This window comes from Streptomyces sp. NPDC000983 (genome assembly GCF_040299205.1).
Lineage (GTDB): Bacteria > Actinomycetota > Actinomycetes > Streptomycetales > Streptomycetaceae > Streptomyces.
The window spans coordinates 172,145-196,642 of record NZ_JBEPBM010000014.1 but is presented as its reverse complement, the minus strand read 5'-3'; the positions used below and the strand labels follow the sequence as shown (position 1 = coordinate 196,642).

The window sequence follows — 24,498 nt, the reverse complement described above, 5'->3', positions numbered from 1 at the left end:
CTCGTCGAGAGGGGCACGGGCCACCCCCCGCCGGACCACGTCCGTATCCCAACCGGCCACTACCGAAAAGCGGATTGGGCCTGGTCCCCGGAGTGCGCCGCACTCCGGGGACCAGGCCCAATCCGTCATTCGGCGCGGATGTCGTCCACGTGCACGGTGCCCGTGGTCGCCGCGCGGGAGCCGTGCCCCAGATACAGGTTGAACGTCGCCACCTTCGCCAGATGCGCGGCGTCGAGCACGGCCCCGGCGTGCGAGGTGTCCCAGGGCGCCGGCGCGAACTCGCCGAAGGGCGCGGTGATCTCCTTGCCCTCCGTGTCGGACAGCGGGGTGTTGTACTCGAAGTACACCCCGTCGGCGACGATCTGGAGCGTCGCGCCGTTCCCGGACCCGTCACCGCGCAGCCACAGCTTCAGCGCCCCGAACGCCGACCAGTCCGCGTCGACCGGCTTGCCGATCCCGGTGTACCCGGCGTCGGAGAAGTCGTAGGAGTACGCCAGGCCGTAGGTCCCCGACGCCCTGTGCTCGGTCGACAGGGCGGTGGTGTTGGCGTTGACGTGGCTGTACGCCTCGCTCAGCGTCACGTCGTCCCCGGCGTACCCCTCGAAGTCGTCGACCCAGCCGGCGGGCAGCGCCGCCACCTCGCCCAGGAGCACCTTGGCCGAGTCGGTGAGGGTCCGACCGCCCACCCGCGCGCTGACGGTCAGGGTCACGGACCGGTTGTCCAGCCAGGCCGGGTCGATCCGCCACACGGCCGAGTGGAAGCCGTCGGCGTCGAGCCGCAGCGGCCGCGGGGCCCCGCCGTCCACCGAGTAACCGACCTGAGCGGACTTGGCGTTGGTGAGGCGTACCCGCACGGTCGTCTCGGTCGTGGTCACCCGCTGCCGGTCCGTGGGCGTGACGAGGTGGAGGAAGGGGGCGTTCGCGACGGCGCTCGTGCGGACGGAGAACACCCCGTGCAGGTCCTGGGCGAAGACGGAGTAGGGGTCGGCGTGGAAGGCGACGAAGTCCTCCAGCAGCGGGTGCCCGGCGATCGGCACGTAGGCGCGGGTGGTGCCGCCGAAGTTGGCCCAGGTGAGCATCGACGTCACCTGGCGGGCCAGCGGGTCGGCCTCGATCGCCGCCAGCACCTGCGTGAACCACTGCGCGTTGCGGCCCTCGGTGCCGGACTCCCCGAACTCGGTGAAGGCGACCGCCTTCTCCCGTGCGTTCGCCTGGCCCACGACCATCGCCAGGTCCTCCACCAGCCCGTCCAGCCAGGTCTGCGACCCGGCCGAACCGTCGTAGGAGTCGTAGCCGAGGACGTCGACGAACTCGTCGCCCGGGTAGGTCCGCAGGTAGCCGGTCGGGTCGCCGCCGAAAGCGGAGTTGGGCGAGTAGGAGTACAGCAGGTTGTGCACCCGGCGGGTGTCGCGCAGGTACTCGACGGTGTACCGGAAGACCTCGATGTACTCGGCGGAGGTGGTGTGCCCGGCGCCCCACCAGAACCAGCCGCCGTTGTTCTCGTGGAAGGGCCGGAAGACGACCGGGATCGGGGTGCCGTCGGCCCGGCGGGCGGCGGTGACGGCGGCGGCGATCCGGTCGAGGAAGGCGTTGAACTCCGCGTGCTTGGCGCCGCCGGGCAGGATCTGGCGGACCACCCGCCCGGAGGTGTCGTAGAAGCTCCCGCCGCTGACGAAGTTCGGCAGGTGCGCGCTGAGGGTGTTGATGCCGCCGCGGGCGTCGCCCTTCTGGAGCGCCCAGGTGAGCGCGGCGATGTTCTGCTCCTCGGAGCCGCCCTCGGTCCCGGGCTTCTCCTTGCCCTCCAGGATCAGGGTGTCCCAGCCGAAGAGGGCGGGGTGGTCGCCCACGGCGGCTCGGGTGTCGGACGCCTGCCCGTCGGGCGTGCTGAAGGTGAACCCGTGGGTGAGGTCGTGCTGGTGGCCGAAGAGGATGCCTCGCCCCTGCTGCCGCTTGAGGAAGGCGAACAGGGAGCGGGTGGCGGGGGTGGCGCGGTCGTCGACGAGCCGGACCGGGGTCGGCCGTCCCGCGGGGGCGGAGGAGGGTGCGGCGGTCGCGGTCCCGGGCATCGCGGCGGTCGTGGCCAGCGCCACGGCGGCGCCGGCGAGGACGAATTCACGACGGTTCGGGGGAGTGGTGGGCATGGGTGTGCGGCTCCTTCGCGGGCATGGGACAACGTTGCCGTCGGGCTTCCGCGGCTCGGGGAAGATGGTGCGACTCATGACGAACGTGCCGTGCGTGAGAGATCGAAGCATCAACCGGTTAAGTGGTCAATGTCCTGGGTGGAATTCGCAAGATGCTGCGGATCTGACGACCTAGCTGACGTGTGCGGCAGGTGATCTGCAGGCTGCGAACTAAAACGGTTTATCGCAGCTGAAGTCAGCTGAGGTCCATGGTGGAGGGGTGTGCGGGTCGGCCGAACGCGGCAGCGAAGCCGTGGCTTCGCCCGCCTCTGCACCCTTTTCTGAGAGCCTGTCAGGAAATGTGCCCTTCTGCGGCACCGGACCCATCTGTGAAGGGGTGCACTTGAACGCGGTGAACCGGAGCCGGGTGACGAGGACCGCCGCAGGATTCTCGGCCGTGGCGCTGCTGCTGACGGCGTGCGAGGTACCGGGCGTGTACCGGCCGCCCCGCCCCGCCACAGGGGGGCCGTACACGTTCTACGTCAGCCCCGACGGCGACGACGGCAACGACGGCATGTCGCCGGCCAAGCCCTGGCGGACCCTCGACCACGCCGACGGCGCACGCTTCCGGCCCGGTGACCGGCTGCGCCTCAAGGGCGGCGAGCGGTTCCGCGGCAGCCTCACCCTGGACAAGGACGAGGCCGGCAGCGCCCGCAAGCCGGTGGTGGTCGAGAGCTACGGCACCGGCCGCGCCACGATCGTCCCGCGCGGCACGTCCGCCGTCACCGTCCACGACACCGCCGGGCTGGAGTTCCGCGACCTCTCGCTCGTCGGCGACCGCGAGGCGCTGCGCGAGGGGGTGGGCATCTCCGTCACCACCGCCCGGCGCGGGGCCCGCCGCCTCGACCACATCCGCATCGCGGACGTCGAGGTGAAGGGCTTCAGGAACGGCATCACCCTGGGCGCGGTGAAGGGCGCCCGGGCCGGCTTCAGCGACGTACGGATCTCCGACGTCTCGGTGCACCACAACCTGGAGAGCGGACTCTCCTTCCACGGGCCCGTGTTCGAGGCCGCGCGCCCCGCCTACGCGCACGAGGGGCTGCGCATCGAGAGGGTGAAGGCGTACGCCAACGCCGGCAACCCGAGGAGCGACCACCGCAACACCGGCAGCGGCATCACGCTCGGCAGCGTCCGGAACGCGAAGGTCACCCACTCGGTGGCCCACGACAACGGTTCCCGGTCGGCCGCCGACGCGGACGAGGGACCCGAGGGCATGTGGGTCTACGACTCCACCGAGGTGGTGCTGGAGCACAACAGGTCGTACCGCAACCGCACCGGCTCACGGGTCGACGGCGGCGGGTTCGGCCTCGACAACAACGTGTCCTCCTCCGTCGTGCAGTACAACATCGCCTACGGCAACGACGGCCCCGGATTCCTCGTCTACTCGGGGCGGGCGACCGGCGCCCACCGGGACAACGTCGTCCGCTACAACATGAGCTGGGACGACGCCCGCAAACTGCCCGAGTACGGCGGCATCGTCGCCTACGGTCTGCGCATGCGGAACCTGGCGATCTACCACAACACCGTCGTCATGCGCACCGCGCACCTGGCCTCGGCAGCGGAGATGGGCATGCGGCCCCCGGCGGTGCGGCTGCGTGACGGCATGCGGGGCGTGCGCGTCGAGAACAACATCATCGCCACCGACGGAGGCCCGCTGGTCGCGACCGAGTCCGCCTACGACCCGGCGTTGATCCGGTTGCGGGGAAACAACTACCGCAGCACCGGCCCCTGGTCGCTGGAGTGGGGCGAGCGGCGATTCGCCGCACTGGACGCCTGGCGCGCGGCGTCCGGGCAGGAGACGCTCGACGGCCGGCCCACCGGCAGTGACGACGACCTGTGCCTGAGCGGTCTGTCCGTCCGCGTCCCCGACTGGCCCGACGCCCGCAACCTCGAACCCCGCTGCGCGCCCCGCACCCCGGTGACCCTCGGCCCCCCGGCCTCCCGCCCCGGACTCGGCGAACTCGACTACTTCGGCAACCCGCTCCCGGACTTCCCCCTGCCCGGCGCCGCCCAGCCCGGCGCCCGCCGCTGACCCGCGCCCGCGCACGACCGCGCCCCTGTGCTCCCGACCGCCGGTCAGGAACACAGGGGCGCAGCCGGTTTCCGCGCTGAGCTACGACGGCAACGCCGTCACCGCCGCCGACGGGACGTGGGGCCGGCCCGCGGGTGAGCCGATCGTGGTCCGCAAGGGCTCCGCCGACTGCGGGACGGGCAGCCGGTCCGACGGCGCCGGCCGGCCCAGCGCCTTGACCGTCCAGCCGGCGGCCCGCCACACCTCGTGCGGAAGGCCGTTGCGGGCGTCGAGCACCAGCGGCTTCGCCACCACGCGCGCCAGCCGCGCCGGGTCCACGTCACGGTAGTGGTCCCACTCGGTCAGCAGCAGCACCAGGTCGGCATCGGCGCAGGCAAGGGCGAGGTCCGAGCCGCACAGCAGGTGAGGGTGGGCCAGCCGGGCGTTCGCGGCGCCCACCGGATCGTGGACGCGGACCTCGGCGCCCTCCCGGTGCAGGGCCGAGGCCACCGCGAGCGCCGGGGAGTCCCGTACGTCGTCGCTGTCGGGCTTGAAGGTGGCGCCCAGTACGGCGATCCGCCGCCCGGTCAGTTCGCCGCCCGCCATCTGGCGCGCCAGCGCGACCGTCCGGGTCCGCTGCCGCTCGTTGATCTCGTCCACCCGCTCCAGCAGGTCCACCACCGGACCGACCCCCAGCTCCTGGGCCCGCGCGGCGAACGCCCGGATGTCCTTGGGCAGACAGCCGCCGCCGAAGCCGAGCCCGGCCCGCAGGAACCTGCGGCCGATACGGGTGTCGTGGCCGAGCGCGTCGGCGAGGGTGACGACGTCCGCGCCGGTCGCGTCGCAGATCTCGGCCATCGCGTTGATGAAGGAGATCTTCGTGGCGAGGAAGGAGTTGGCCGCGACCTTGACCAGCTCGGCGGTGTTCGGATCGGTGCTGATGTACGGCACGGCCGCCGCCAGCATCGGGGCGTACACCTCGCGCAGCGTGGCGTCGGCGTCCGGGCCGGTCACGCCCACCACGATCCGGTCCGGCCGCAGGGTGTCCTCGACCGCGAAGCCCTCACGCAGGAACTCGGGGTTCCAGGCGGTCTCCACCCGGACCCCCGCCGGTACCAGGCCGGCGATCCGGGCGGACAGCCGGGCGGTCGTGCCCACCGGCACGGTCGACTTCCCCACCACCAGGCAGTCCGTGCGCAGATGCGGCGCCAGCCCGTCGACGACGGCGTCCACATGGCGCAGGTCGGCGGCCTTGGAGCCGGCGCGCTGGGGCGTGCCCACACACACGAAGTGGACCTCGCCGTGGGCCGCGGCCGCACGCAGGTCGGTCGTGAAACGCAGGCGCCCGGAGGCGAGGGCCCGGGTCAGCACATCGGCGAAACCCGGCTCGTGGAAGGGGGGTCTGCCCTCGGCGAGGGCCTTGATCTTCTCGGCGTCGACGTCGATCCCGAGCACGTCGTGCCCGATGTCGGCCATGCACGCGGCGTGCACAGCTCCGAGGTATCCCGTACCGATGACGGTCAACCGCATGCGCTTGCTCCTGTCTGAGGCGATGGGGGCGCGAACCGGCCCGCGGGTACACGCGTCAGGGTGCGTACCCGTAGGGGTTGCGCTGCTGGAAGTTCCAGGCGTCGCGGCACATCGCGGCCAGGTCGCGGCGGGCGGTCCAGCCCCAGTGCGCCATGGCCTTCGTCGGGTCCGCGACGAGTTCGGCGACGTCGCCGGGGCGCCGCGCGGTGACGCGGTACGGGATCGGCCGGCCGGTGACCTCCTCGAAGACCGTGACGAGGTCGAGGACGGACGCGCCGCGCCCGGTACCGAGGTTGAGGACCCGCATGCCGGGCTCGTCGTCGATGTGGTCGAGGGCGGCCCGGTGCCCGTCGGCGACGTCCATGACGTGGAGGTAGTCGCGGATGCCGGTGCCGTCGGGGGTCGGGTAGTCGTCGCCGAAGACGCTGAGTTCGTCCCGGCGGCCCACGGCGATCTGGGTGAGGAACGGCATGATGTTGTTCGGTACGCCGCGCGGGTCCTCGCCGAGTTCCCCGTCGGGGTGCGCGCCGGCGGGGTTGAAGTACCGCAGCGCCAGCACCCGCATCTCGGGGACGTGACGGCACAGGTCCGCCAGGATCCGCTCGCAGGTCCACTTGGTGGTGGCGTACGGATTGGTGGGCGCGGCCGGGGAGTCCTCGGTCAGCGGCACGGTCGTGGCGTTGCCGTAGATCGAGCAGGACGAGGAGAACACCAGCCGGTGCACCCCGTGGTCGTGCATCGCCGACACCAGGGTCGTGGTGCCCCCGACGTTGATGTCGTAGTACGTGACGGGGATCCGGACGGACTCACCGACGGCCTTCTTCGCCGCGAAGTGGATCACCGCGTCGATCGGGTGGCGGTCGAAGACCTCGTCCAGGGCCCGGCGGTCCCGTACGTCCGCGACATGGGCCGCGGCGACCGGACGGCCCGCGGTCTTCGCGACGCGTTCGAGGACCTCGGGGCAGCTGTTGGAGTGGTCGTCGAGCACGACCACCTCGTGGCCGACGCGGAGGAGTTCGACACAGGTGTGGCTGCCGATGAAGCCGGCGCCACCGGTGACCAGGATGGTCCGGGGCACGGGGGACCTCGTTTCTCGAAGGTTCTGGTAGCGGCCGCGAAGGCCGTCACCAGGCGTAGAAGCCGGTGAGATAGGTGGGGAAGACGGCGATCGAGAGCCCCAGCGGGAGCAGGGCCAGCACCCCGGCCGTCAGCGGCAGCGCCGCCGTGCCCAGGGCGCGGCGGACCGGGGCGCCGGTGGCCCGCCGGGTCTCCCGCACATGCAGCGCGCCGACCGCGAGCGTCACGAAGGCGTAGGAGACGGCACCGAGGATGCACAGGAAGACGTAGCCGACCGCGGGGCCGCGGAACTGGCCGACGAGGGAGGAACACGACAGCAGGAGCGTGATCAGGAGGTACGGGGCGACCGTGCGCAGCGGCAGTGGTTCGAGCCCGGCGCGTTTCTTCGGCGTGACCTTGAAGGTGATCTGGCGGGGGCGCAGCTTCTGCACGACCGCGGCGAGGACGCCCCATGCGACGTACGGCCAGCGGGAGAGTCCGAAGAGCCACATCTCCCAGCTGATGACCGGGGTGTTCTTCGGACGCAGCAGCCCGCGGCGGCGGCAGAGCAGGACCAGCAGGAACAGCCAGAACGACATGCTCCACATGTGCCCGAGGAACTCGAAGTAGTTGACGGAGATCCAGGGCGCGCCGGTGACGGCGGCGATCGGCAGCAGCAGGAGCGCCGTCAGCGTCGCCGCGGCGAGCAGCGGGTAGTACAGCAGCACCGCCACGAAGCGGATGCGCAGCTTCAGCGACATGCGGGACAGCTGACGCGGCAGCGCCCCCAGGAGCATGACCGCCAGGCTGCGGGACCACTGGAACTCCTGCGTGATCATCGCGCCGAAGGTGAGCGGCCCCTCGCCGTGCGCCTCCGCATCGATGGCGAACGCGCCCTGCCAGCCTGCGGAGTTGAGCAGGTAGGTGGTCGAGAAGTCCTCGGCCAGCTCGGGGCCGAGGCCCCCGATGTCCCTGAGCGCCTGGGTGCGCACGGCGTAGTGGGAGCCGATGCAGAGGGGGGCGAGCCCGGCGGAGTGGCCGAGCTGCACCGGGCCGTGCAGGACGGCCTCTCCGTAGAGCCGGCCGCGCGCCGCCCAGGACTCGTCGGCGTTGGTGTCGCAGATGCTGGGCGCCGAGACGTAGCCGATGGAGGGGTCGGCGAAGGGGCGGACGACCTCGGTGAGGTAGCCGCGCGTGGGCACGTGGTCGCAGTCGAGCTGGGCGACCACGTCGTACAGGGCATAGCCCCAGTGGTCGTAGAAGAAGGCGAGGTTGCCCTCCTTGCACCGGGTGCGCCGGGGCCAGTCGGCCCGGTGGTAGTCGGCACGGCCGCGTCGGCAGGAGACGTTGACACCGCGGGCGCGGCACCAGTCGAGGATCTCCTGGCTGGGGTCCTCGTCGCACAGCCACACGTCGTAGGCGTGCGGGAAGTCCTGGTCGAGCATCGCCTCCAGGGTGGCGCGGGCGATGTCCCAGCCCTCGGAGGGAGCGCGGGTGACCACGAACGCGGTGCGCAGCGCGGGGACCCGGACGGCCGGGTCGAAGCGCCGGATCCGGAACAGGGCCACGAGGAAGTGGCCCGGGAGGTAGGCCAGGTAGAGCAGCAGGGCACTGTTGATCACCAGGCCGGGCCAGCCGATGCGGTGGGACGGCTGGAGCCACCAGACCCAGAACCAGACCAGACAGGCGGCCCAGCCCAGGGAGAGCAGCGCGACGAGGACGCGGTCGAGGCGCGAGAAGGCGCGCAGGAAGCAGGACGGACGCACAGTCAGGCCGCGCGGCGGTCGCGCGAGGACGGGGCCGTCCGGGCCGATGGACGCCACGGCGCCCCCGGACAGGTAGCGGATCTGTTCGCCGAGCGCGCCCCAGTCCTCGGCGGCGCCGGGAGCGGGGGCGAGGTGCTGGGGGCTCTGGACGGTGGAGGTCCCTTGGGCGGGACCCTGCTCCAACGAGGTCATGGCGGAGGCTTCTCCAGGCGGCGCTGAGGCGGGCCGTGCGATGCGGGGAGGGGAGGGCGGGCCGGGGCCGGCGGTACGGCCCCGGCGGGGTTCAGCTTCCGGAGGCGGCGGGCGGCGCGGCGACGGAGGCGGACGGTACGCCGGTGGCCGGGCCGGGGATCGTCTGCGGGACGCCCACCGGGGCCGCGGCCGCGGGTACCGGGACCGTCTCGTCCTGTCCGCCGCGGATCGCGGCGGCCGAAGCGCCGAGCCGGTCGGGGTGGGCGCCGAAGTAGGCGACGGTCCGGCGCAGGCCCTCGGTGATGCCGATCTCCGGCTCCCAGCCCAGCGCCTCGCGGGCGCGGGTGATCACCGGGCGGCGGCGGACCGGGTCGTCGACGGGCAGCGGGTGGTGCTGCACCTCGGAGGAGGAGCCGGTCATCCCGCGCACCATGGCGGCCAGTTCGGCGACGGTGTACTCGACGGGGTTGCCGAGGTTGAACGGGCCCGGCTCGCGGGAGTCCAGCAGCGCGACCAGCCCGCGGACCAGGTCGTCGACGTAGCAGAAGCTGCGGGTCTGGGTGCCGTCGCCGTAGACGGTGAGCGGTTCGCCGGTGAGGGCCTGGGTGATGAAGCTGGACACCACCCGGCCGTCGTGGGGCCGCATCCGCGGGCCGTAGGTGTTGAAGATCCGGGCGATGCCGACGTCGACGCCGTGGGTGCGGCGGTACGCGGCCGAGACCGCCTCGGCGTAGCGCTTGGCCTCGTCGTAGACGCTGCGCGGGCCGATGGGGTTGACGTTGCCCCAGTACCCCTCGTCCTGGGGGTGGACCAGCGGATCGCCGTAGATCTCGCTGGTGGAGGCGAGGATGAAGCGGGCGTTGTGGCGCAGGGCCAGGCGCAGGGCGTGCTCGGTGCCGCGGCTGCCCACGGCGAGGGTCTCCAGCGGCTGGCGCAGATAGTCGGGAGGGGAGGCGGGGGAGGCCAGGTGGGCGACGGCGTCGACGCGGCCGGTCACCTCCACCGACACGCTGACGTCGGCGTGCTGGAACTCGAAATCGGGGTCGGACAGCAAATGTGCGATGTTCTCGGGGTCACCGGTCGAGAAATTGTCGAGGCACACCACCGAGTCGCCGCGGCGCAACAGCGCCTCGCACAGGTGCGACCCAAGGAACCCACCGCCACCGGTCACGGCAACGCGCATCTGTTTCTCCAGGAATGGGGGAGCGAAAGGGCCTGACGGCTGTCCTTGCGGGACAGCCTGCCGAGCAGGCCGGGAATTCGTATGACGAGGTTATGGGCGTACTTGGTGAATTCTGTGGAGGCGATCCTCGGAATGGGCCGTTCGGCCGGTCGCGCACCGGGCGCGCCTTTCGGGGTGTCGCCCCGTTCCGGACACGGCCGATTTCGCGGAGGCCACCCCTTCGGCTGTCACACGCATGTGTGACCTGCGGGCGGGTACGGCTGTCGGGCCCGGGGAATGCGCGGGCGGGATGCCGTGTTGAGAGGCATGTCTGGCATGTTCGAGTCAATCGGCTCGCATGGCGGAGGAAGGGAGTCCCCCATGGCACGCAGTACGGCACGACCCGTGGTGAAGCTCAGGTCGACGGCCGGCACCGGTGTCACCTACGTGACCCGCAAGAGCCGCCTCAACGACCCCGACCGGCTGGTCCTGCGCAAGTACGACCCGGTCGCCGGCGCCCACGTCCTCTTCCGCGAGGAACGCTGACGCCCGCCTCCCGCCGTTTCGGCGGTGGAGGCCATGAGAAAGGACAACGAATGAAGCCCGGAATCCATCCCGTCACCCGTCCGGTCGTCTTCCGGGACCGCGCGGCGGGATTCACCCTGCTGACCCGGTCCACCCTCGACGCCACGCAGACCGTCGAATGGGAGGACGGCAACACCTATCCGGTCGTCGACGTCGAGATCTCGTCGGCGAGCCACCCGTTCCACACCGGCACCGCGCGCGTGCTGGACACCGCGGGGCGCGTGGAGCGCTTCGAACGGCGCTACGGCCCTACGGGCGGCGTCCGCCGCTGACGGGCGGCCCGCCGGGGCTGACCGGGCCGGGGCAGACCGGGGCCCGGGCCCGGCGCCCGTGGGTGCCGGGCCGCTCAGCCGTCGGGGCGCTCGGTGTACGCCTCGGCGGCCGGCGCGAACACCCGCCCGGTCGTGCCCACGGACCAGAAACCGTCCGTGCCGGGCACCGCCGTCACATCGTTGAGGCCCAGCTCCGGTGCCGCCCCGCCGGGGCCGCGGACCACCGTCCAGGCGTCGCCCTCGCGGCGCAGGTAGGTGCCGGCGCCCGGGTGCTCGTAATCCAGGCCGCAGATCCACGCGGCGCGGCCCTCCGCGTCCCCCGCGATACCGGTCAGCGCGCCGAGCCCGAAGCCCGGATCGAGCTGGGTCCAGGCCGTGCCGTCCCAGTGGTTCAGGGAGGGGGTGCCGGGGCGGCCGGCCATCACCCCGATGCCCGCCGCGCTCCCCACCGCCCACACGTCGTCCGCGCAGGCCGGGTGGACGTCGGCGAGTCCCAGGCGCAGCCCGGGGATCGTGGGCAGGACCGTCCACCCGCCGTCCCACCGCGCCACCAGCCCGTACCAGCCGCCTCCCTCGGACCGCTCCCCGCACACCCACACCTCGCCGGACGTGCTCACCACGACCCGGTGCAGGGTCGCGCCCGCCACGGGCAGCGGGTCCAGCCACCGCCAGCGCCCCCGTGCCCGGCACAGCAGCCCGACGGCTCCCTCCCGCTCGCCGCAGGCCCACACCCGCCCGTCGGGGCCGACGGCCACCGCGTTCAGCTGTACGTCCCGCGCGTCCCAGCCGGGGAACGCGATCTGCTGCCAGGTCGTTCCGTCCCAGCGCAGCAACGGGCTGAAGCCCTTCACCCGAGCGCCCACGCTCCAGGCGGCGGCCGGCCCGGCGGCGGCCACGTCGCTCAGGCGGGTGTGGCCGAGATGGGACAGGTCGCACTTGATCCAGGTCTCACCGTTCCACACCACGGCCAGCGCCCGTCCGCTTGAGGCCCGCGCGACCTCTTCCTCGCCGACGGCCCACGCGAGGGACGGCCCGAGGGCGGAGATCCGGCTCAGCCGGGCGGGCGCAGTGCCGCCGTGCACCGGCACCGGCCGCCAGCCCCGCGGCACGGCCTTCGACGCGCGGGAGGCGCCGACCCGGGAGGTGTCGGCGCGGGCCGGGGCTGGGGCGGCCCCGGACGGGTCCGGGGCCAGACCGAGTCCCGCGAGGGTGCCCACGGCGCCGGCCACGAAGTGCCTTCGTCTCACGGGCGGGTCCTTCCAGACGGCTCCGGTCGCAGGGCGGGAACCACCGTGGAACACGCGCCCCGCGCGGGTCTAGACAGGCGCGTGACAAAAACGCCCGGACCCGGCCTCTCGGCGTCCGCTCAGGCGGCCGGCTGCTCGCCCTTGCGGCGCACCATCTCGTTGATCCAGTCCGGCGCGAAGGGGGAGGTGCAGCCCTTGGGGGTCGGGTAGTCCTTGAGCACCTCCAGGCGCTCCCCGATGTCCAGGGCGCGGGCCCGGTGCCCGGCGTGCTCGATGCCGATCTGCGCCAGACAGTGGTTCATCGCCCACTGCAGCCGGTCCGGAGCGTCCCTCATCTCCGCCTCGACGACGTCTAGCAGCCCGGGCAGGTCCAGGCCCTCGGGCTTCTTCGCCACCCGCTCCGTGGTCAGCGCCCAGCCGGCGCTCGCTACCACTGGGTCCGGATCGGCCGTCCACGCCACCCGCAGCTCCTCGGCGTGCGGGCTCTTCTTCACCACGTAGTTCACGAGCCAGTCGTGCACCTTGGGCGCGCGGGCCTCCCGCAGCATGCCGTCCAGATCGTCCCGCTCGAACGCCCTGGGCCGGCAGATCAGCAGCGCCAGCAGCCGGGCCGCGGTGTCGCCGGTCCTCCAGAGCCCGAGGGCCAGTTCCTGCTGCGTCTTCAGCCGCTTGGCGACGGCGCGCAGCTTGCCCAGGTTCACGCCGTGGTCGTCGCCGTGCCGCTCGTTCACCGCGCGGGCCTTCGGATCCTCCAGCGCGGCCAGCTCGGCCATCACCTCGGCGACCGTCGTCCCGGTGGGCTTGGTTCCGGCCACCACGGCCTCCTGTCGTCGCTCACGCGTTCCCGCAACGCGCGCAACACCCTACGCCGGACCGGGCGGCCGCGATTCCCAGGCGCTGTATCCACCGTCCACCCGGATCGAACGGATGCCGCTGACGTACCGGACGCCACAGCGGTCCTGCGGCAGGACGAGCTGGGCTCCGGCGGGGTCGAGCGAGGTGTGGTCCAGGGTGGCCCCGAGCAGTACGGGCGCCCGGCCGAAGTCGGGGTCGATCTCCGCCCAGGACAGCAGCGCGTGGTGGCCGTCGGAGCCGTGTACGGCGATCAGGAAGCGCAGGCGGTCCTTGCGGCGGGCGGGGTCGAAGCGCGGACGGGCGTCCATGAGCACGTCGTGCAGGAGCGCACCCGTGAAGGTGTGGCGGCGGACGCCGCTGGAGGCGCACTCGAAGTCGACCTCCGCCCGGTGCTGCGGCCAGGCCGGCAGATCGGGCACCCTCAGCCGGGCGGGACGGCGCAGATCGCCGACCAGGACGAGTTCCGCCGCCGCGCCGCTCGCCGCCGGGGCGGCCTCAAGGGACTGGCTCACGGGCTGTCACCTCCCCGGTGACCGTACCCGAAGAGACGCCCCGTACAAACGCACATGCGAGGGTAGAGGTTTTCATCAGCAGATCATGCGATGCGATAAGGGTGTTTTGCCTTGCAGCTGCGGCATTATCATCGTCACAGGCCGAGTCCGTTGAGGACCGGAGGCCGAGGACCAGAGGGAGTGGACCCGTGATGACCCGTTCCATGCGCCGGACACGTCGGACCCTGCAGGTGGCCGGGGCAGGCGCCGCGGCGGTGCTGGCCCTGGGCGCGTGCTCGTCGTCCGACTCCTCCGACGCCGCCGACTCATCCGCCCCTGCGTCGGACGCCGCGTCGGGGGAGCTGTCCGGCGAGGTGACCGTCTTCGCCGCCGCCTCCCTCAAGGAGAGCTTCGAGACGCTGGGCGAACGGTTCGAGGAGGAACACCCCGGCACCGAGGTCACCTTCAGCTTCGGGGGCAGCGACGCGCTCGCCGCGAGCATCACCGGCGGCGCCCCCGCCGACGTGTTCGCCTCGGCCAGCCCCAAGACCATGAAGATCGTCACGGACGCGGGGGACGCAGCGGGCACCCCCGTCACCTTCGTCCGCAACGAACTGGAGATCGCCACCCTGCCGGGCAACCCCGACAGGATCGCCTCCCTGAAGGACCTCACCGGCGCGGGCCTGAAGGTCGTGCTGTGCGACGAGGCGGTGCCGTGCGGTGCCGCCGCGCAGAAGGTCCTGGACGCGAGCGAGCTGAAGCTCACCCCGGTCTCCTACGAGGAGGACGTCAAGTCCGCCCTCAACAAGGTGGTGCTCAAGGAGGCCGACGCCGCCGTCGTGTACAAGACCGATGTGAAGGCCGCCGGTGACAAGGTGGAGGGCGTGGAGTTCCCCGAGTCCGCCGATGCCGTCAACGACTACCCGATCACCCTGCTCAAGGAGTCGCGGAACACCGAGGCCGCCGAGGCGTTCATCGCGCTCGTCCGGTCCGCCGAGGGACGGCAGGTCCTGACCGAGGCCGGATTCCTCGCACCGTGACCCTCCCCTCACCGGCGCCGGGCAGGACCGCCCGCGGCACCCGCCGCCGCGCCGCGCGCCGCGGGTCCGTGCCGCTCCCCCTGCTGCTGCCCGCGCTGATCGGGCTCGCCTTCCTGGTCGTCCCCCTCGTAGCGCTGCTGATCCGGGCCCCCTGGAGCAGCATGCCCGAGCTGCTGACCAGCACCGAGGTGTGGCAGGCGCTCCAGCTCTCCCTGGTCTGCGCCACGGCGGCGACCGGGGTCAGCCTGGTCCTCGGGGTGCCGCTGGCCTGGCTGCTGGCCCGGGTCGAGTTCCCGGGCCGCGGCCTCCTGCGCGCGCTGGTCACCCTCCCGCTGGTCCTGCCGCCCGTGGTCGGGGGCGTGGCGCTGCTGATGGCGCTCGGCCGCAACGGGGTCGTGGGGCAGTGGCTCGACGCCTGGTTCGGGATCACCCTGCCCTTCACCACGGCCGGGGTGGTCGTGGCGGAGGCGTTCGTGGCCATGCCCTTCCTCGTCATCAGCGTGGAGGGCACACTGCGCGCCGCGGACCCGCGCTACGAGGAGGCCGCCATGACGCTGGGCGCCTCCCGTTTCACCGCGTTCCGCCGGGTCACCCTGCCACTGATCGCACCCGGGGTCGCGGCCGGCGCCGTCCTCGCCTGGGCGCGGGCCCTGGGGGAGTTCGGCGCGACCATCACCTTCGCCGGCAACTTCCCCGGCCGTACCCAGACGATGCCGCTCGCGGTGTACCTCGCCCTGCAGAGCGACCCGGAGGCGGCCATCGCCCTCAGTCTGGTCCTGCTCGCCGTGTCCGTCGCGGTGCTGGCGTGCCTGCGCGACCGCTGGATGACGGCGTCATGACGCAGACCGGGACGGCACGGCCCTGGACCGACTCCGGGACGGTACGAGCCCTGGCCGACTCCGGGACGGCGCGAGTCCTGGCCCGTTCCGGGAGGACATGGGGCGTGGCCTGTTCCCGAACGACACGACTCACGACCGCCGTCGGGACGTCATGAGGCACGACCGATGACCGCCACCGCGACGACACGACCAACGACAGCCACCGCGAAGACACGACCAACCACAGCCACGGGGACGACATGACCGCCACCGAGAGACCCGTCGCCTCCCCCGCCCCGGGCGGTGAGGGACTCGACGCCCGGCTCGTCGTCGAGCGCGGCTCCTTCCGCCTCGACGTGTCCCTGCGCGCCGCCCCCGGCGACGTCGTCGCCCTGCTCGGCCCCAACGGCGCGGGCAAGACGACCGCGCTGCGCGCGCTGGCCGGTCTCGTACCGCTGTCCGACGGGCACCTGCGCCTGGACGGCATCGACCTGGAGGAGTTGCCTCCCGAGTCCCGCCCGGTCGGCGTCGTCTTCCAGGACTACCTGCTCTTCCCGCACCTGTCGGCCCTGGACAACGTGGCCTTCGGACCGCGCTGTCACGGAGCGGGCCGCGCCGAGGCCCGCGCCCAGGCCGCCCGCTGGCTGGACCGCATGGGGCTGGCCGAGCACGCCGCGAGCAGGCCCCGCCGGCTCTCCGGCGGGCAGGCGCAGCGCGTCGCCCTCGCCCGCGCGCTCGCCACCCACCCGCGCCTGCTGCTCCTCGACGAGCCGCTCGCCGCCCTCGACGCCCGCACCCGCCTCGAAGTGCGTGCCCAGCTCCGCCACCACCTGGCCGACTTCGAGGCGGTCGCCGTGCTCGTCACCCACGACCCGCTCGACGCCATGGTCCTCGCCGACCACCTGGTGGTGATCGAGGACGGCCGCAGCGTCCAGGAGGGCACGCCCTCCGGCATCGCCCGCCGTCCCCGCACCGACTACATCGCCCACCTGGTCGGACTGAACCTCTACCGGGGCGAGGCGGACGGTCACGCCGTCCGGGTCGGCGGCGGGCCGGTGATCACCACCACCGAGGAGCTGACCGGCCCGGTCTTTGTGGCCTTCGCGCCGAGCGCCGTCACCCTCCACCGCGAACGCCCCACCGGGTCCAGCGCCCGCAACCTGTGGCGCTGCGAGGTGACCGGCCTGGAGACCCATGGCGACCAGATCCGCGCCGCCCTCGGCGGCGAACTCCCGCTGGCCGCAGACCTGACCACCATCGCCGCCGCCGAACTCGACCTCCATCCGGGTGCCGAGGTCTGGGCGACGGTCAAGGCGGCGCAGACCCACGCCTATCCCGCCTGAGCCGTGCGCCCGCTCAGGCGCCGGCCGCGGGCGCGGTCAGCAGCGAGTCGTCCTCGGGACGCGCGCCGGGCAGCCGGTGCCGGGCGGCCACCAGCGCGGAGTCGATGTCACGGGTCCCCGTGGACACGCACAGGGTGTACGCCACGTCGTCCATGCGCCTGCGCACCTCCGGGCCACCGGCCCCGGCGTCCAGCGCACTCAGGGCCTCGTACTGCTCGATCAGATTCCTCAGCACCGCGGGATGTGCCATCAGCACGGAGAGCCTCCTGGTCGTCACTGTTCGCTGCCGTCACTCACCGACGCAGGTGCCCCGCCAGGCCGTGCGCATGCCTGGCGACCCGCCGGGACGAACGAGGGTTGGCCGGAATCGAACGGCGGGTCCAGGCACGTCCACGGCCTGGCGGGAAACGTTCCGCCGACGGACAAGATCGGCTCACGTACGGCCAGTAACGGACATATGGGAGTACATGGGCGGCCGGTGCGCTGAGATGGGCCGAGCAAAGTTGCCGATGGTGAATTCCGGGGGCGGGCATGGACGGTCGAGCCGAAGCGGCACTCCCCACCGAGGAACGGTTCCGGGGACTGCTGGACGCGGCGCCGGACGCGATGGTGATCGTCGACGACGCGGGCATCATCAACCTCGTCAACGTCCAGACGGAGACCCTCTTCGGCTACCGGCGCGACGAACTGCTGGGCCGCCCGGTGGAGATACTCGTCCCGGACCGCTTCCGCGCGTACCACGCGCTGCACCGCTCCGGCTACTCCGACACCCGCCAGGTGCGCCCGATGGGCGCCGGGCTGGACCTGTACGGGCTGCGCAAGGACGGCACCGAGTTCCCCGTCGAGATCAGCCTCAGCCCCCTGGAGACCGCGGAGGGGCTCTTCGTCTCGGCCGCGGTACGGGACGTCAGCGAGCGCAAGGCCGCCGAGGAGCGGTTCCGGGGGCTGCTGGAGGCGGCGCCGGACGCGATGGTGATCGTCGACGACACCGGGACCATCAAGCTCGTCAACGCCCAGACGGAGACCCTCTTCGGCCACCGCCGCGACGAACTGCTGGGCCGCCCGGTCGAGATGCTGATCCCCGGCCGCTTCCGCGCCCACCACTCCCTGCACCGCGCCGACTACGCCGGCGCCCGCCAGGTGCGCCCGATGGGCGCCGGGCTGCAACTGCACGGGCTGCGCAAGGACGGCACCGAGTTCCCCGTCGAGATCAGCCTCAGCCCCCTGGAGACCGCCGACGGACTGCTCGTCTCGGCCGCCGTGCGGGACGTCAGCGAACGCAAGGCCGCCGAGGCCCGGATCAACGAACTCGCCGCGTTCGTCGAATCGTCCCAGGACGCCATCCTCGCCGTGACCCTCGACGGGCACATCACCTACTGGAACGCCGCCGCCGCGCGGCTGTACGGCTACACCGCCCACGAGGTCAAGGGCCACCGCGTCGGCCTGCTCGCACCCTCCGGGCACGCCGCCGAGATCGACCTCCTGCTCGAACGGCTCCGCCAGGGCGAGAAGGTCGAGCACTTCGAGACGCTGCGCCGGACCAAGGCCGGCCAGCTGCTCGACGTGGACGTCACCCTCTGGCCCACCCACGCGCCGGACGGCACCGTGATCGGCGCCTGCGCCATCGTGCGGGACATCAGCGACCGCAAGCGCGCCGAGGCGGAGCTGACCGCACTCTACGAACAGCAGCGGCATGTCGCGCTCACCCTTCAGCGCAGCCTGATGGGCACACCGCCCGCGGTGCCCGGACTGGTCACCGCGAGCCGCTACCGGCCCGCCACCCAGGGCGCCGGGGTCGGCGGCGACTGGTTCGACCTCATCCCGCTCGGTGCCGGCCGGGTCGGCGTGCTCATCGGCGACGTCATGGGCCGCGGCCTGGAGGCGGCGGCCGTCATGGGCCAGCTGCGCTCCGCCGCGCACGCCCTGGCCAAGACCGGTATGCAGCCCCGCCAGCTCATGCAGGCGCTGGACAGCTGCGTCGCCGACCTGGACGTACCCGACCAGCTCGTCACCTGCTGCTACCTGGTGATCGCGGCCGACGACGGCGAGGTCACCGTCTGCTCCGCCGGACACCTCCCCATCCTCATAGCCACCCCGGGGCAGGGCGTGCGCAGCCTCCCGGCGCCCGTCAACACCCCCCTCGGCGTGGGAGGGGTGCTGTTCCAGCAGTCCCAGTCGACGATCCCGCCCGGGGCCACGCTCGTCCTCTACACCGACGGGCTCGTCGAGACACCGGGCAGCGACATCGGCGACCAGCTCACCGCGCTGACCACCGTCCTCTACGGCCTGTTCGGCGCCGAGGCGCCCGGCCTGGAGGCCGTCGCCGACCATGTGCTGGCCGCGCTGCTGCCGGACGCCGACGGCCACAACGACGATGTGACGCTCCTGCTCACCCAGTTGCCCGCGGCTCCGCTCGCCAGCGTCACCACCCATCTGCCCGCCGTCCCGACCGCGGTGCACGAGGGCCGCGCCTTCCTCGGCAAGGCTCTCTCCTCGTGGGGCTGCACCGACACCGCCGACGACGCCCGGCTGCTGCTCTCCGAGGTGCTCACCAACGCCGTCCAGCACGCCCAGGGCCCCATCGGCGTACGGCTGCACCGCACCGACACCGATCTCACGGTCGAGGTGAGCGACCGCAGCTCCCAGCTCCCCAAGCCCCGCCCGGCCGGCGAGGACGAGGAATCCGGACGCGGACTGATCCTCGTCCAGACCCTCACCCACAGCTGGGGCGTCCGCCCCACGGACGAGGGCAAGACGATCTGGTTCACCCTGAAGCTCTGAGCGACGCGCAGACGGCGCGACCCGCCGCCGGGCACCACGGTGACGGCGCCCGGCAGCGGGGGTTCCGTCAGCTCTCGGGCATCAGCACGGTGTCGACGATGTACACGTTGGCGTTGGCGGTCTTCACATTGCCGCAGACCACCTTCGAGGAGTCGTTGACCGTGTAGGACTCGCCGGAGCCCGAGGTGGTCAGCTCCGACTTCTCCAAGGTCTCGAACGTGCCCTTCTCCAGGTCCGCGGGGGCCAGCTTCTGGCCCACCACGTGGTAGGTGAGGATCTTGGTGAGCTGGGCCTTGTCGTTGAGTACCGCGTCCAGGGTCTCCTTGGGGATCTTCGCGAAGGCGTCGTTGGTCGGCGCGAACACGGTGATGTCCTGCGCGTTGTTGAGGGTGTCGACCAGACCGGCCTTCTTGACCGCCGTCACCAGGGTGGACAGAGCGGGGTTGTTGGAAGCCGCGGTGGCCACCGGGTCCTCGGCCATGCCGTCGAACGAGCCGGCACCGTCCTTGGGCACCGAGGAACAGGCCGGGCCGAAGGGCTCGTCCGCCGGGGAGGCACTGGACCCGGCCATGCTGTCGTCCGACGCGGTCGCCGACGCCGTCGCCTCGGCGGCGGATCCCGACCCGGCGGAGTCGCCGCCGTCGTCCGAGCAGGCACTCAGCGCCAGGGGAAGAACGGCGGCCACGGACACGGTCATCGCGATACGGCGGATACGGGTGTTCATCGTGTTTCTCCTGTTGGTTGACGCAGCGAGCGCTGCGGGGCTGTGCGGGGAAAGTGGCTTTCGGGGGGTTCAGTCCACGGAGACCACCACCGAGTGCCGGCCGGTGGCCCCGTCGGGGACCGTGCGGGCCCGCCGGGCGGTCTGGACCGCCCCGTCGCGGTCGGTGGCGCGCACGGTGAGGGTGTGGCTGCCCCTGGTGGCCTGCCAGGGGAACGACCACTGGCGCCAGGTGTCCAGGGATGCCTCGGCCGCGAGCCGGGCCTCCTGCCAGGGGCCGTCGTCGACGCGCACCTCGACCTTGTCGATGCCGCGGTGCTGCGCCCAGGCGACTCCGGCGACCATCACCGTGCCGGCGGAGGGGCGGGCGAACGGCCTGGGCGTGTCGATGCGGGACTGCGTCTTGACCGGCGCCCGGCGCGCCCAGGAGCGCCTGACCCAGTAGGCGTCGTAGGCGTCGAACGTGGTGAGTTCGATGTCCTCGACCCACTTGCAGGCCGAGACGTAGCCGTACAGCCCCGGCACCACCATGCGGACCGGGAAGCCGTGCTCGAAGGGCAGCGGCTCGCCGTTCATGCCGTAGGCGAGCAGGGCGTCGCGGCCGTCCATCACCTCCTCGACCGGGGTGCCGATGGTCATCCCGTCCACGGAACGGGCCACCAGCTGATCGGCGGGACCCCGCTCGGACGGGGGCCGGACCCCGCACTCGGCCAGCAGATCGGCCAGGCGTACGCCGAGCCAGCGGGCGTTGCCGACGTAGGGGCCGCCCACCTCGTTCGAGACGCAGGTCAGCGTGATGTCGCGTTCGACGGGCTCGCGCCGGAGCAGGTCGTCGTAGGAGAGCGTGACCGGGCGGGTGACCCCCCGGCCGTGGATGCGCAGCCGCCAGCCGTCGACGTCCACCTTGGGGACCACCAGCGCGGTGTCCACCCGGTAGAAGTCGTCGTTCGGCGTCGTGAAGGGGCTGATCCCGGCGATCCGCGGCCGCGCGCCCCTGGGTACGGCGGGCGCGGGCGATTCCGGCGCCGGGAGGACGAGGTCCGCGCGGGAGGCGGCCGCCTCCCGGCCGCCGGCCCCCGTCAGGGCCCGGCCGAGCGCCCCCGCGCCCGCCGAGGCGACGGCCACCGCACCCGCCGCCCTCACGAACCCGCGCCGGTCCCAGCCCGCGTCCGGCACCGCCGGCCCGCCCGACGCCGACCCGCGCGGGCCGAGGCGGCCGACGAGAAGGAACAGCACCGCCGCTCCCACCAGCGCTCCGACCGCCGAGGGCAGCGCGTCCGAGAGCCCCGGCGAGTCCGGCCGCCCGGTCGCGGCCAGCGCTCCCACCGCGCCGAAGAGGAGCACACCGGCGGAACCCGCCCGCCGGTGGCGCAGGGCGAGAACTCCCAGACCGAGCGCGAGGAGCGCCAGCACGGCGAGGATCCCGAGCTGCAGGACCAGTTTGTCGTCGGTGCCGAAGTTGCGGATCGCCCAGTCCTTCACCGCGGCGGGTGTGCGGTCGATCGCCGCACCGCCGACGGCCACCACCGGACCCGCCTGCGGGCGTACCCCCGCCGACACCAGCTCGGCGACGGCGAGCGCCGTGAATCCCGCCAGCGCGCCGCTGAGCGCGCCCAGCGCCGGCCTCGCCCAACTCCGGGAATTCCGTGGATGCTTCTCGTCGTCCGTCACGGGGGGAATCCGGGACCGCCCCCCGGCCCGGATTGGTCGATCACTCGAACGGACGGAATTCGGTTTCCGACCCATCCGCGCCGGCCTCCGCGACGAATGAAAAGCCGCGACAAACGAAAAACACCGCCCCCGCAGGCCATCCGATCCCGGTGCTCGCGACGAATCACCAGTGAGAGCGGAAGGGGCTGATGCGTTATGCGACGCTCGTACGGCAGCGTCCTCGGCCTGCCAACGACCTGCCTGAGCCGGGTACGCGGGGATGTGCGCGACCAGCTCGTCCAGTGGGGACGGACCGACATCGCCGACGATGCCGCCCTCGTCACCAGTGAGCTGCTCACCAACGCCCGTCTGCACGGCATGCCGCCGGTACGGCTCGCGCTCACCCTCCGCGGCGGCCGGTCCGGCGACCAGCGCCTGCGGATCGAGGTCACCGACAGCGGCCCGGCCTTCGACACCGATCTCGTACGGGCCAGGTGGCGGCACCCCTCCGCCGACCTGTGCGGGGGAGGCCGCGGGCTCCTCCTCGTCGACGCCCTCTGCGTCGGCTGGGGCGACCGGCCCCTCGGCCGGGGCCACACGGTCTGGGCCGAGCTGCCCGGCGCGGCGAGCCGGTGAACACCGCCCGGTGAGGTCCCCCGCGGGGCCGGGGCGGGTCCCTCCGCCCGCCGTCCCGGGAAGATCCCCGCCGGGCCGCCGATCCGCTCCCGGCGTGGCCGGGCCGACGACGGCGTGCGTGATCGGCCGGGCCCACCACATCAACCTCTACGAGGCCGACGACCTGCTCGGCACCAACTCGGCGGCAACACCCACCACCTCGCCACCTCCGACGGGGCGGCCCGCCACTGCGTCGACTCCCGGATCGTGCACAACCGGCGCGCCAACCCGCACCTGCCGCGCCTCTTCGACGAACTCGGCGTCTCCCCCCAGAAGTCGCAGACGAGCTGCGGACCGGAGCAGGCCGGTGCCCGCGGAACCGCCGGCCTGTCCGTACTTCCGCACCTACTTCATGCCCCCGGTCGCGGTCTGGTCCTGCGGCGCCACGATCGCTCTGGACCACCCCGCGACCCATCCGTTTCGCCTTCTGCGGGGGTGGCGGCCGGGCGGCCGGGTCCGAGACCGGCCCGCACGGGTGGACCCTGACGGCAGGCCCCCCGGGCGGAATGCTCCGCCGTCCAGCCCGGGAGGCCGCCCCCACCGTTCCGCCCCGGCGGGGGCTTCGGGAGAGGGCCCCGCCGGGACGAGCCGCCCGGATCAGGCGGGCAGGGGCATCCGGGCCAGGGGTGCGGACGTGGGCTGCTTCGAGCCGCCCGCCGGCTCCACGGTGACGCCCATGCCCGAGGCGCCGTCGACCGGTCCCTCCAGCAGGACGGCCTGGTCGGTGCGGCCGGGGTCCATCAGCCCGGCCGGCCGCATCGTGCCGCCGTCGTCGAACCACAGCTGGTACACCCTGCCCTCGGGCGGGGACGCCATCCCGGAGGCCAGGAAAACGGCCTTGTCCCGGCCGCGGGAGACGACGACGGTCCCGGTGGCCCCGTCGGCCAGCTCGGCGGCCCGGGTCCGGGCGTCCGGCGCCGACAGCACCGCGGCGATCGCGTCCGCCCCCTGCTCGGCCTGCCGAGCCTGCTCCACGGCGTCCTCGGCACGCTGGTGCTGCCACACCGCCGTACCGCCGAACGCGGCCGCGGCGGCCAGACAGGCGGCCAGCGCCCACCGGGACAGCGGGCGGGCCCGAGGGACCGTACGGCCCGAACGGAGCGACGGCGGGCCGCCGGGCGCCTCCTGGCGTACGCCGGTGACCCGGCGCAGCACCCGCTCCCGCAGCTCCGGGCGGGGCGTCACACAGACGGCCAGACCCAGCCGGGCGGCGGTGGCCGACAGCTCGGCGGTCTCCTGCGCGCACGCCTCGCAGCCCGGCAGATGGCGCTCGAACGCCTCGCGCTCCTCGTCGGACAGCGCGTGCAGGGCGTAGGCGCCGGTCATGGTGTGCAGATCTGCGCTGATCACGCGGTCACCCCCAGGCAGTCGCGCAGCCGGATGAGTCCGTCGCGCAGTCGGGTCTTGACGGTGCCCAGCGGAAGCGCCAGTGCCTCCGCCGCCTGGCGGTAGGTCAGCCCGCGGTAGTAGGCCAGCGTGACCGCCTGCCGCTGGATCTCGGTCAGGGTGCGCAGACAGCGCCGCACCTGCTCCCGCTCCAGACGTGCCTCCACCTGCTCGGTCACCTCGTCGTACTCCGGTGTCCGCTCCAGCAGGGCCGCCCTGTGGTCCCGGGCGGCCGCCGCCTCCACGGACCTGACCCGGTCCACGGCACGGCGGTGCGCCAGGGTGAGGATCCAGTTGATCGCCGTACCCCGGTCGGGGCGGTAGCGGGGCGCGGTGCGCCAGACCTCCACCAGGACCTCCTGGGTCACCTCCTCGGACTGGGCCTGGTCGCGCAGCACGGCGCGCACCACTCCCAGTACCGAACCCGCCACGGCGTCGTACACCGAGGCGAACGCCCGCTCGTCCCCGAGGGCCACACGGCCCACGAGCTGTTGCAGGTCGGGTTCGGCGGAAGGGTTTCTGCCGATATGTACCGCTTCTTGCACGGGGGTCCTCCGTGGTCGGGACTGCTCCGGACGTAATCCGGTCCCCGACCTGCTGCGGATTGGTCTCGGTGAGGATGAAATCGCAGGTGGGGCCCGACGGTCCGGCCATGGGTCACGCCCGGTACGGTTACCCGACCGATCCGGCGGCCGGGCGGCCACGCATCACCGGTACGGGGGCGCACCGCACGGGAC

General features: G+C 72.9%; 21 protein-coding genes. 8 read left to right on the top strand and 13 right to left on the bottom strand.

The annotated features are described in order from the left end of the window. Positions 1-125: 125 nt before the first annotated feature. Positions 126-2,141, bottom strand: coding sequence for a glycosyl hydrolase (locus tag ABT296_RS18700; protein WP_351928560.1), 2,016 nt, complete (start codon positions 2,139-2,141; stop codon positions 126-128). 436 nt (positions 2,142-2,577) lie between these two features. Here ABT296_RS18700 and ABT296_RS18695 point away from each other — a divergent pair, with 436 nt between their 5' ends. Then, complete coding sequence (locus ABT296_RS18695; RefSeq protein WP_351928558.1) at positions 2,578-4,212, top strand: right-handed parallel beta-helix repeat-containing protein; 1,635 nt, start codon at positions 2,578-2,580, stop codon at positions 4,210-4,212. 81 nt (positions 4,213-4,293) lie between these two features. Here ABT296_RS18695 and ABT296_RS18690 read toward each other — a convergent pair whose 3' ends face one another. The 4 genes from ABT296_RS18690 to ABT296_RS18675 all read right to left on the bottom strand — a co-directional run bounded on the left by ABT296_RS18690 (position 4,294) and on the right by ABT296_RS18675 (position 9,918). After that, positions 4,294-5,721: a UDP-glucose dehydrogenase family protein gene (locus tag ABT296_RS18690; RefSeq protein WP_351928556.1), complete on the bottom strand. Its 1,428-nt coding sequence runs from the start codon at positions 5,719-5,721 to the stop codon at positions 4,294-4,296. Between the two features lie 55 nt (positions 5,722-5,776). Continuing rightward, positions 5,777-6,799, bottom strand: a complete 1,023-nt coding sequence (gene galE, locus ABT296_RS18685) for a UDP-glucose 4-epimerase GalE (RefSeq protein WP_351928554.1) — start codon at positions 6,797-6,799, stop codon at positions 5,777-5,779. A 46-nt stretch (positions 6,800-6,845) separates the two neighbouring features. Continuing rightward, positions 6,846-8,735, bottom strand: a complete 1,890-nt coding sequence (locus ABT296_RS18680; protein WP_351928552.1) for a glycosyltransferase family 2 protein — start codon at positions 8,733-8,735, stop codon at positions 6,846-6,848. A 91-nt stretch (positions 8,736-8,826) separates the two neighbouring features. Beyond that, positions 8,827-9,918, bottom strand: a complete 1,092-nt coding sequence (locus tag ABT296_RS18675; RefSeq protein WP_351928550.1) for a UDP-glucuronic acid decarboxylase family protein — start codon at positions 9,916-9,918, stop codon at positions 8,827-8,829. Between the two features lie 360 nt (positions 9,919-10,278). Between ABT296_RS18675 and rpmG the strand changes: the two genes are divergently transcribed. After that, positions 10,279-10,443, top strand: a complete 165-nt coding sequence (rpmG, locus tag ABT296_RS18670) for a 50S ribosomal protein L33 (protein WP_351928548.1) — start codon at positions 10,279-10,281, stop codon at positions 10,441-10,443. A gap of 50 nt (positions 10,444-10,493) precedes the next feature. Then, positions 10,494-10,754, top strand: coding sequence for a type B 50S ribosomal protein L31 (locus tag ABT296_RS18665; RefSeq protein WP_351928546.1), 261 nt, complete (start codon positions 10,494-10,496; stop codon positions 10,752-10,754). Between the two features lie 74 nt (positions 10,755-10,828). Here ABT296_RS18665 and ABT296_RS18660 read toward each other — a convergent pair whose 3' ends face one another. The 3 genes from ABT296_RS18660 to ABT296_RS18650 all read right to left on the bottom strand — a co-directional run bounded on the left by ABT296_RS18660 (position 10,829) and on the right by ABT296_RS18650 (position 13,368). Further along, positions 10,829-12,001 (bottom strand): hypothetical protein, encoded by a 1,173-nt coding sequence (locus ABT296_RS18660; protein ID WP_351928544.1) that lies wholly within the window; start codon positions 11,999-12,001, stop codon positions 10,829-10,831. Positions 12,002-12,120: 119 nt separating this feature from the next. After that, entirely contained in the window at positions 12,121-12,774 is a 654-nt protein-coding gene (locus ABT296_RS18655) for a DNA alkylation repair protein (protein WP_351928574.1), read from the bottom strand. A gap of 90 nt (positions 12,775-12,864) precedes the next feature. Then, positions 12,865-13,368, bottom strand: coding sequence for a molybdopterin-binding protein (locus ABT296_RS18650; protein ID WP_351928542.1), 504 nt, complete (start codon positions 13,366-13,368; stop codon positions 12,865-12,867). A gap of 191 nt (positions 13,369-13,559) precedes the next feature. Here ABT296_RS18650 and modA point away from each other — a divergent pair, with 191 nt between their 5' ends. The 3 genes from modA to ABT296_RS18635 all read left to right on the top strand — a co-directional run bounded on the left by modA (position 13,560) and on the right by ABT296_RS18635 (position 16,548). Continuing rightward, positions 13,560-14,387: a molybdate ABC transporter substrate-binding protein gene (gene modA, locus ABT296_RS18645; RefSeq protein WP_351928540.1), complete on the top strand. Its 828-nt coding sequence runs from the start codon at positions 13,560-13,562 to the stop codon at positions 14,385-14,387. Beyond that, on the top strand, positions 14,384-15,226 hold the full coding sequence (locus ABT296_RS18640; RefSeq protein ID WP_502977279.1) for an ABC transporter permease: 843 nt from the start codon (positions 14,384-14,386) through the stop codon (positions 15,224-15,226). Before modA ends, ABT296_RS18640 begins: the two co-directional genes overlap by 4 nt. A 239-nt stretch (positions 15,227-15,465) precedes the next feature. After that, positions 15,466-16,548 (top strand): ABC transporter ATP-binding protein, encoded by a 1,083-nt coding sequence (locus ABT296_RS18635; RefSeq protein ID WP_351928538.1) that lies wholly within the window; start codon positions 15,466-15,468, stop codon positions 16,546-16,548. Between the two features lie 13 nt (positions 16,549-16,561). On the opposite strand, the gene ABT296_RS18630 is transcribed toward ABT296_RS18635, so the two are convergent. Then, positions 16,562-16,804: a DUF5133 domain-containing protein gene (locus ABT296_RS18630; RefSeq protein ID WP_351928536.1), complete on the bottom strand. Its 243-nt coding sequence runs from the start codon at positions 16,802-16,804 to the stop codon at positions 16,562-16,564. 275 nt (positions 16,805-17,079) lie between these two features. On the opposite strand from ABT296_RS18630, the gene ABT296_RS18625 reads away from it, so the two are divergent. Beyond that, positions 17,080-19,329, top strand: coding sequence for a SpoIIE family protein phosphatase (locus ABT296_RS18625; protein ID WP_351928535.1), 2,250 nt, complete (start codon positions 17,080-17,082; stop codon positions 19,327-19,329). 67 nt (positions 19,330-19,396) lie between these two features. On the opposite strand, the gene ABT296_RS18620 is transcribed toward ABT296_RS18625, so the two are convergent. Next, a complete protein-coding gene (locus tag ABT296_RS18620; RefSeq protein WP_351928533.1) occupies positions 19,397-20,053 on the bottom strand; it encodes a fasciclin domain-containing protein in 657 nt (218 codons plus the stop codon). Positions 20,054-20,122: 69 nt separating this feature from the next. Then, positions 20,123-21,721: a sulfite oxidase gene (locus ABT296_RS18615; protein WP_351928531.1), complete on the bottom strand. Its 1,599-nt coding sequence runs from the start codon at positions 21,719-21,721 to the stop codon at positions 20,123-20,125. A gap of 195 nt (positions 21,722-21,916) precedes the next feature. On the opposite strand from ABT296_RS18615, the gene ABT296_RS18610 reads away from it, so the two are divergent. After that, positions 21,917-22,336 (top strand): ATP-binding protein, encoded by a 420-nt coding sequence (locus ABT296_RS18610; RefSeq protein ID WP_351928529.1) that lies wholly within the window; start codon positions 21,917-21,919, stop codon positions 22,334-22,336. A 636-nt stretch (positions 22,337-22,972) separates the two neighbouring features. Here the strand turns inward: ABT296_RS18610 and ABT296_RS18605 are convergent. Then, a complete protein-coding gene (locus ABT296_RS18605) occupies positions 22,973-23,725 on the bottom strand; it encodes an anti-sigma factor (protein ID WP_351928527.1) in 753 nt (250 codons plus the stop codon). Next, entirely contained in the window at positions 23,722-24,306 is a 585-nt protein-coding gene (locus tag ABT296_RS18600) for a sigma-70 family RNA polymerase sigma factor (RefSeq protein ID WP_351928525.1), read from the bottom strand. Before ABT296_RS18600 ends, ABT296_RS18605 begins: the two co-directional genes overlap by 4 nt. Positions 24,307-24,498: the final 192 nt, after the last annotated feature.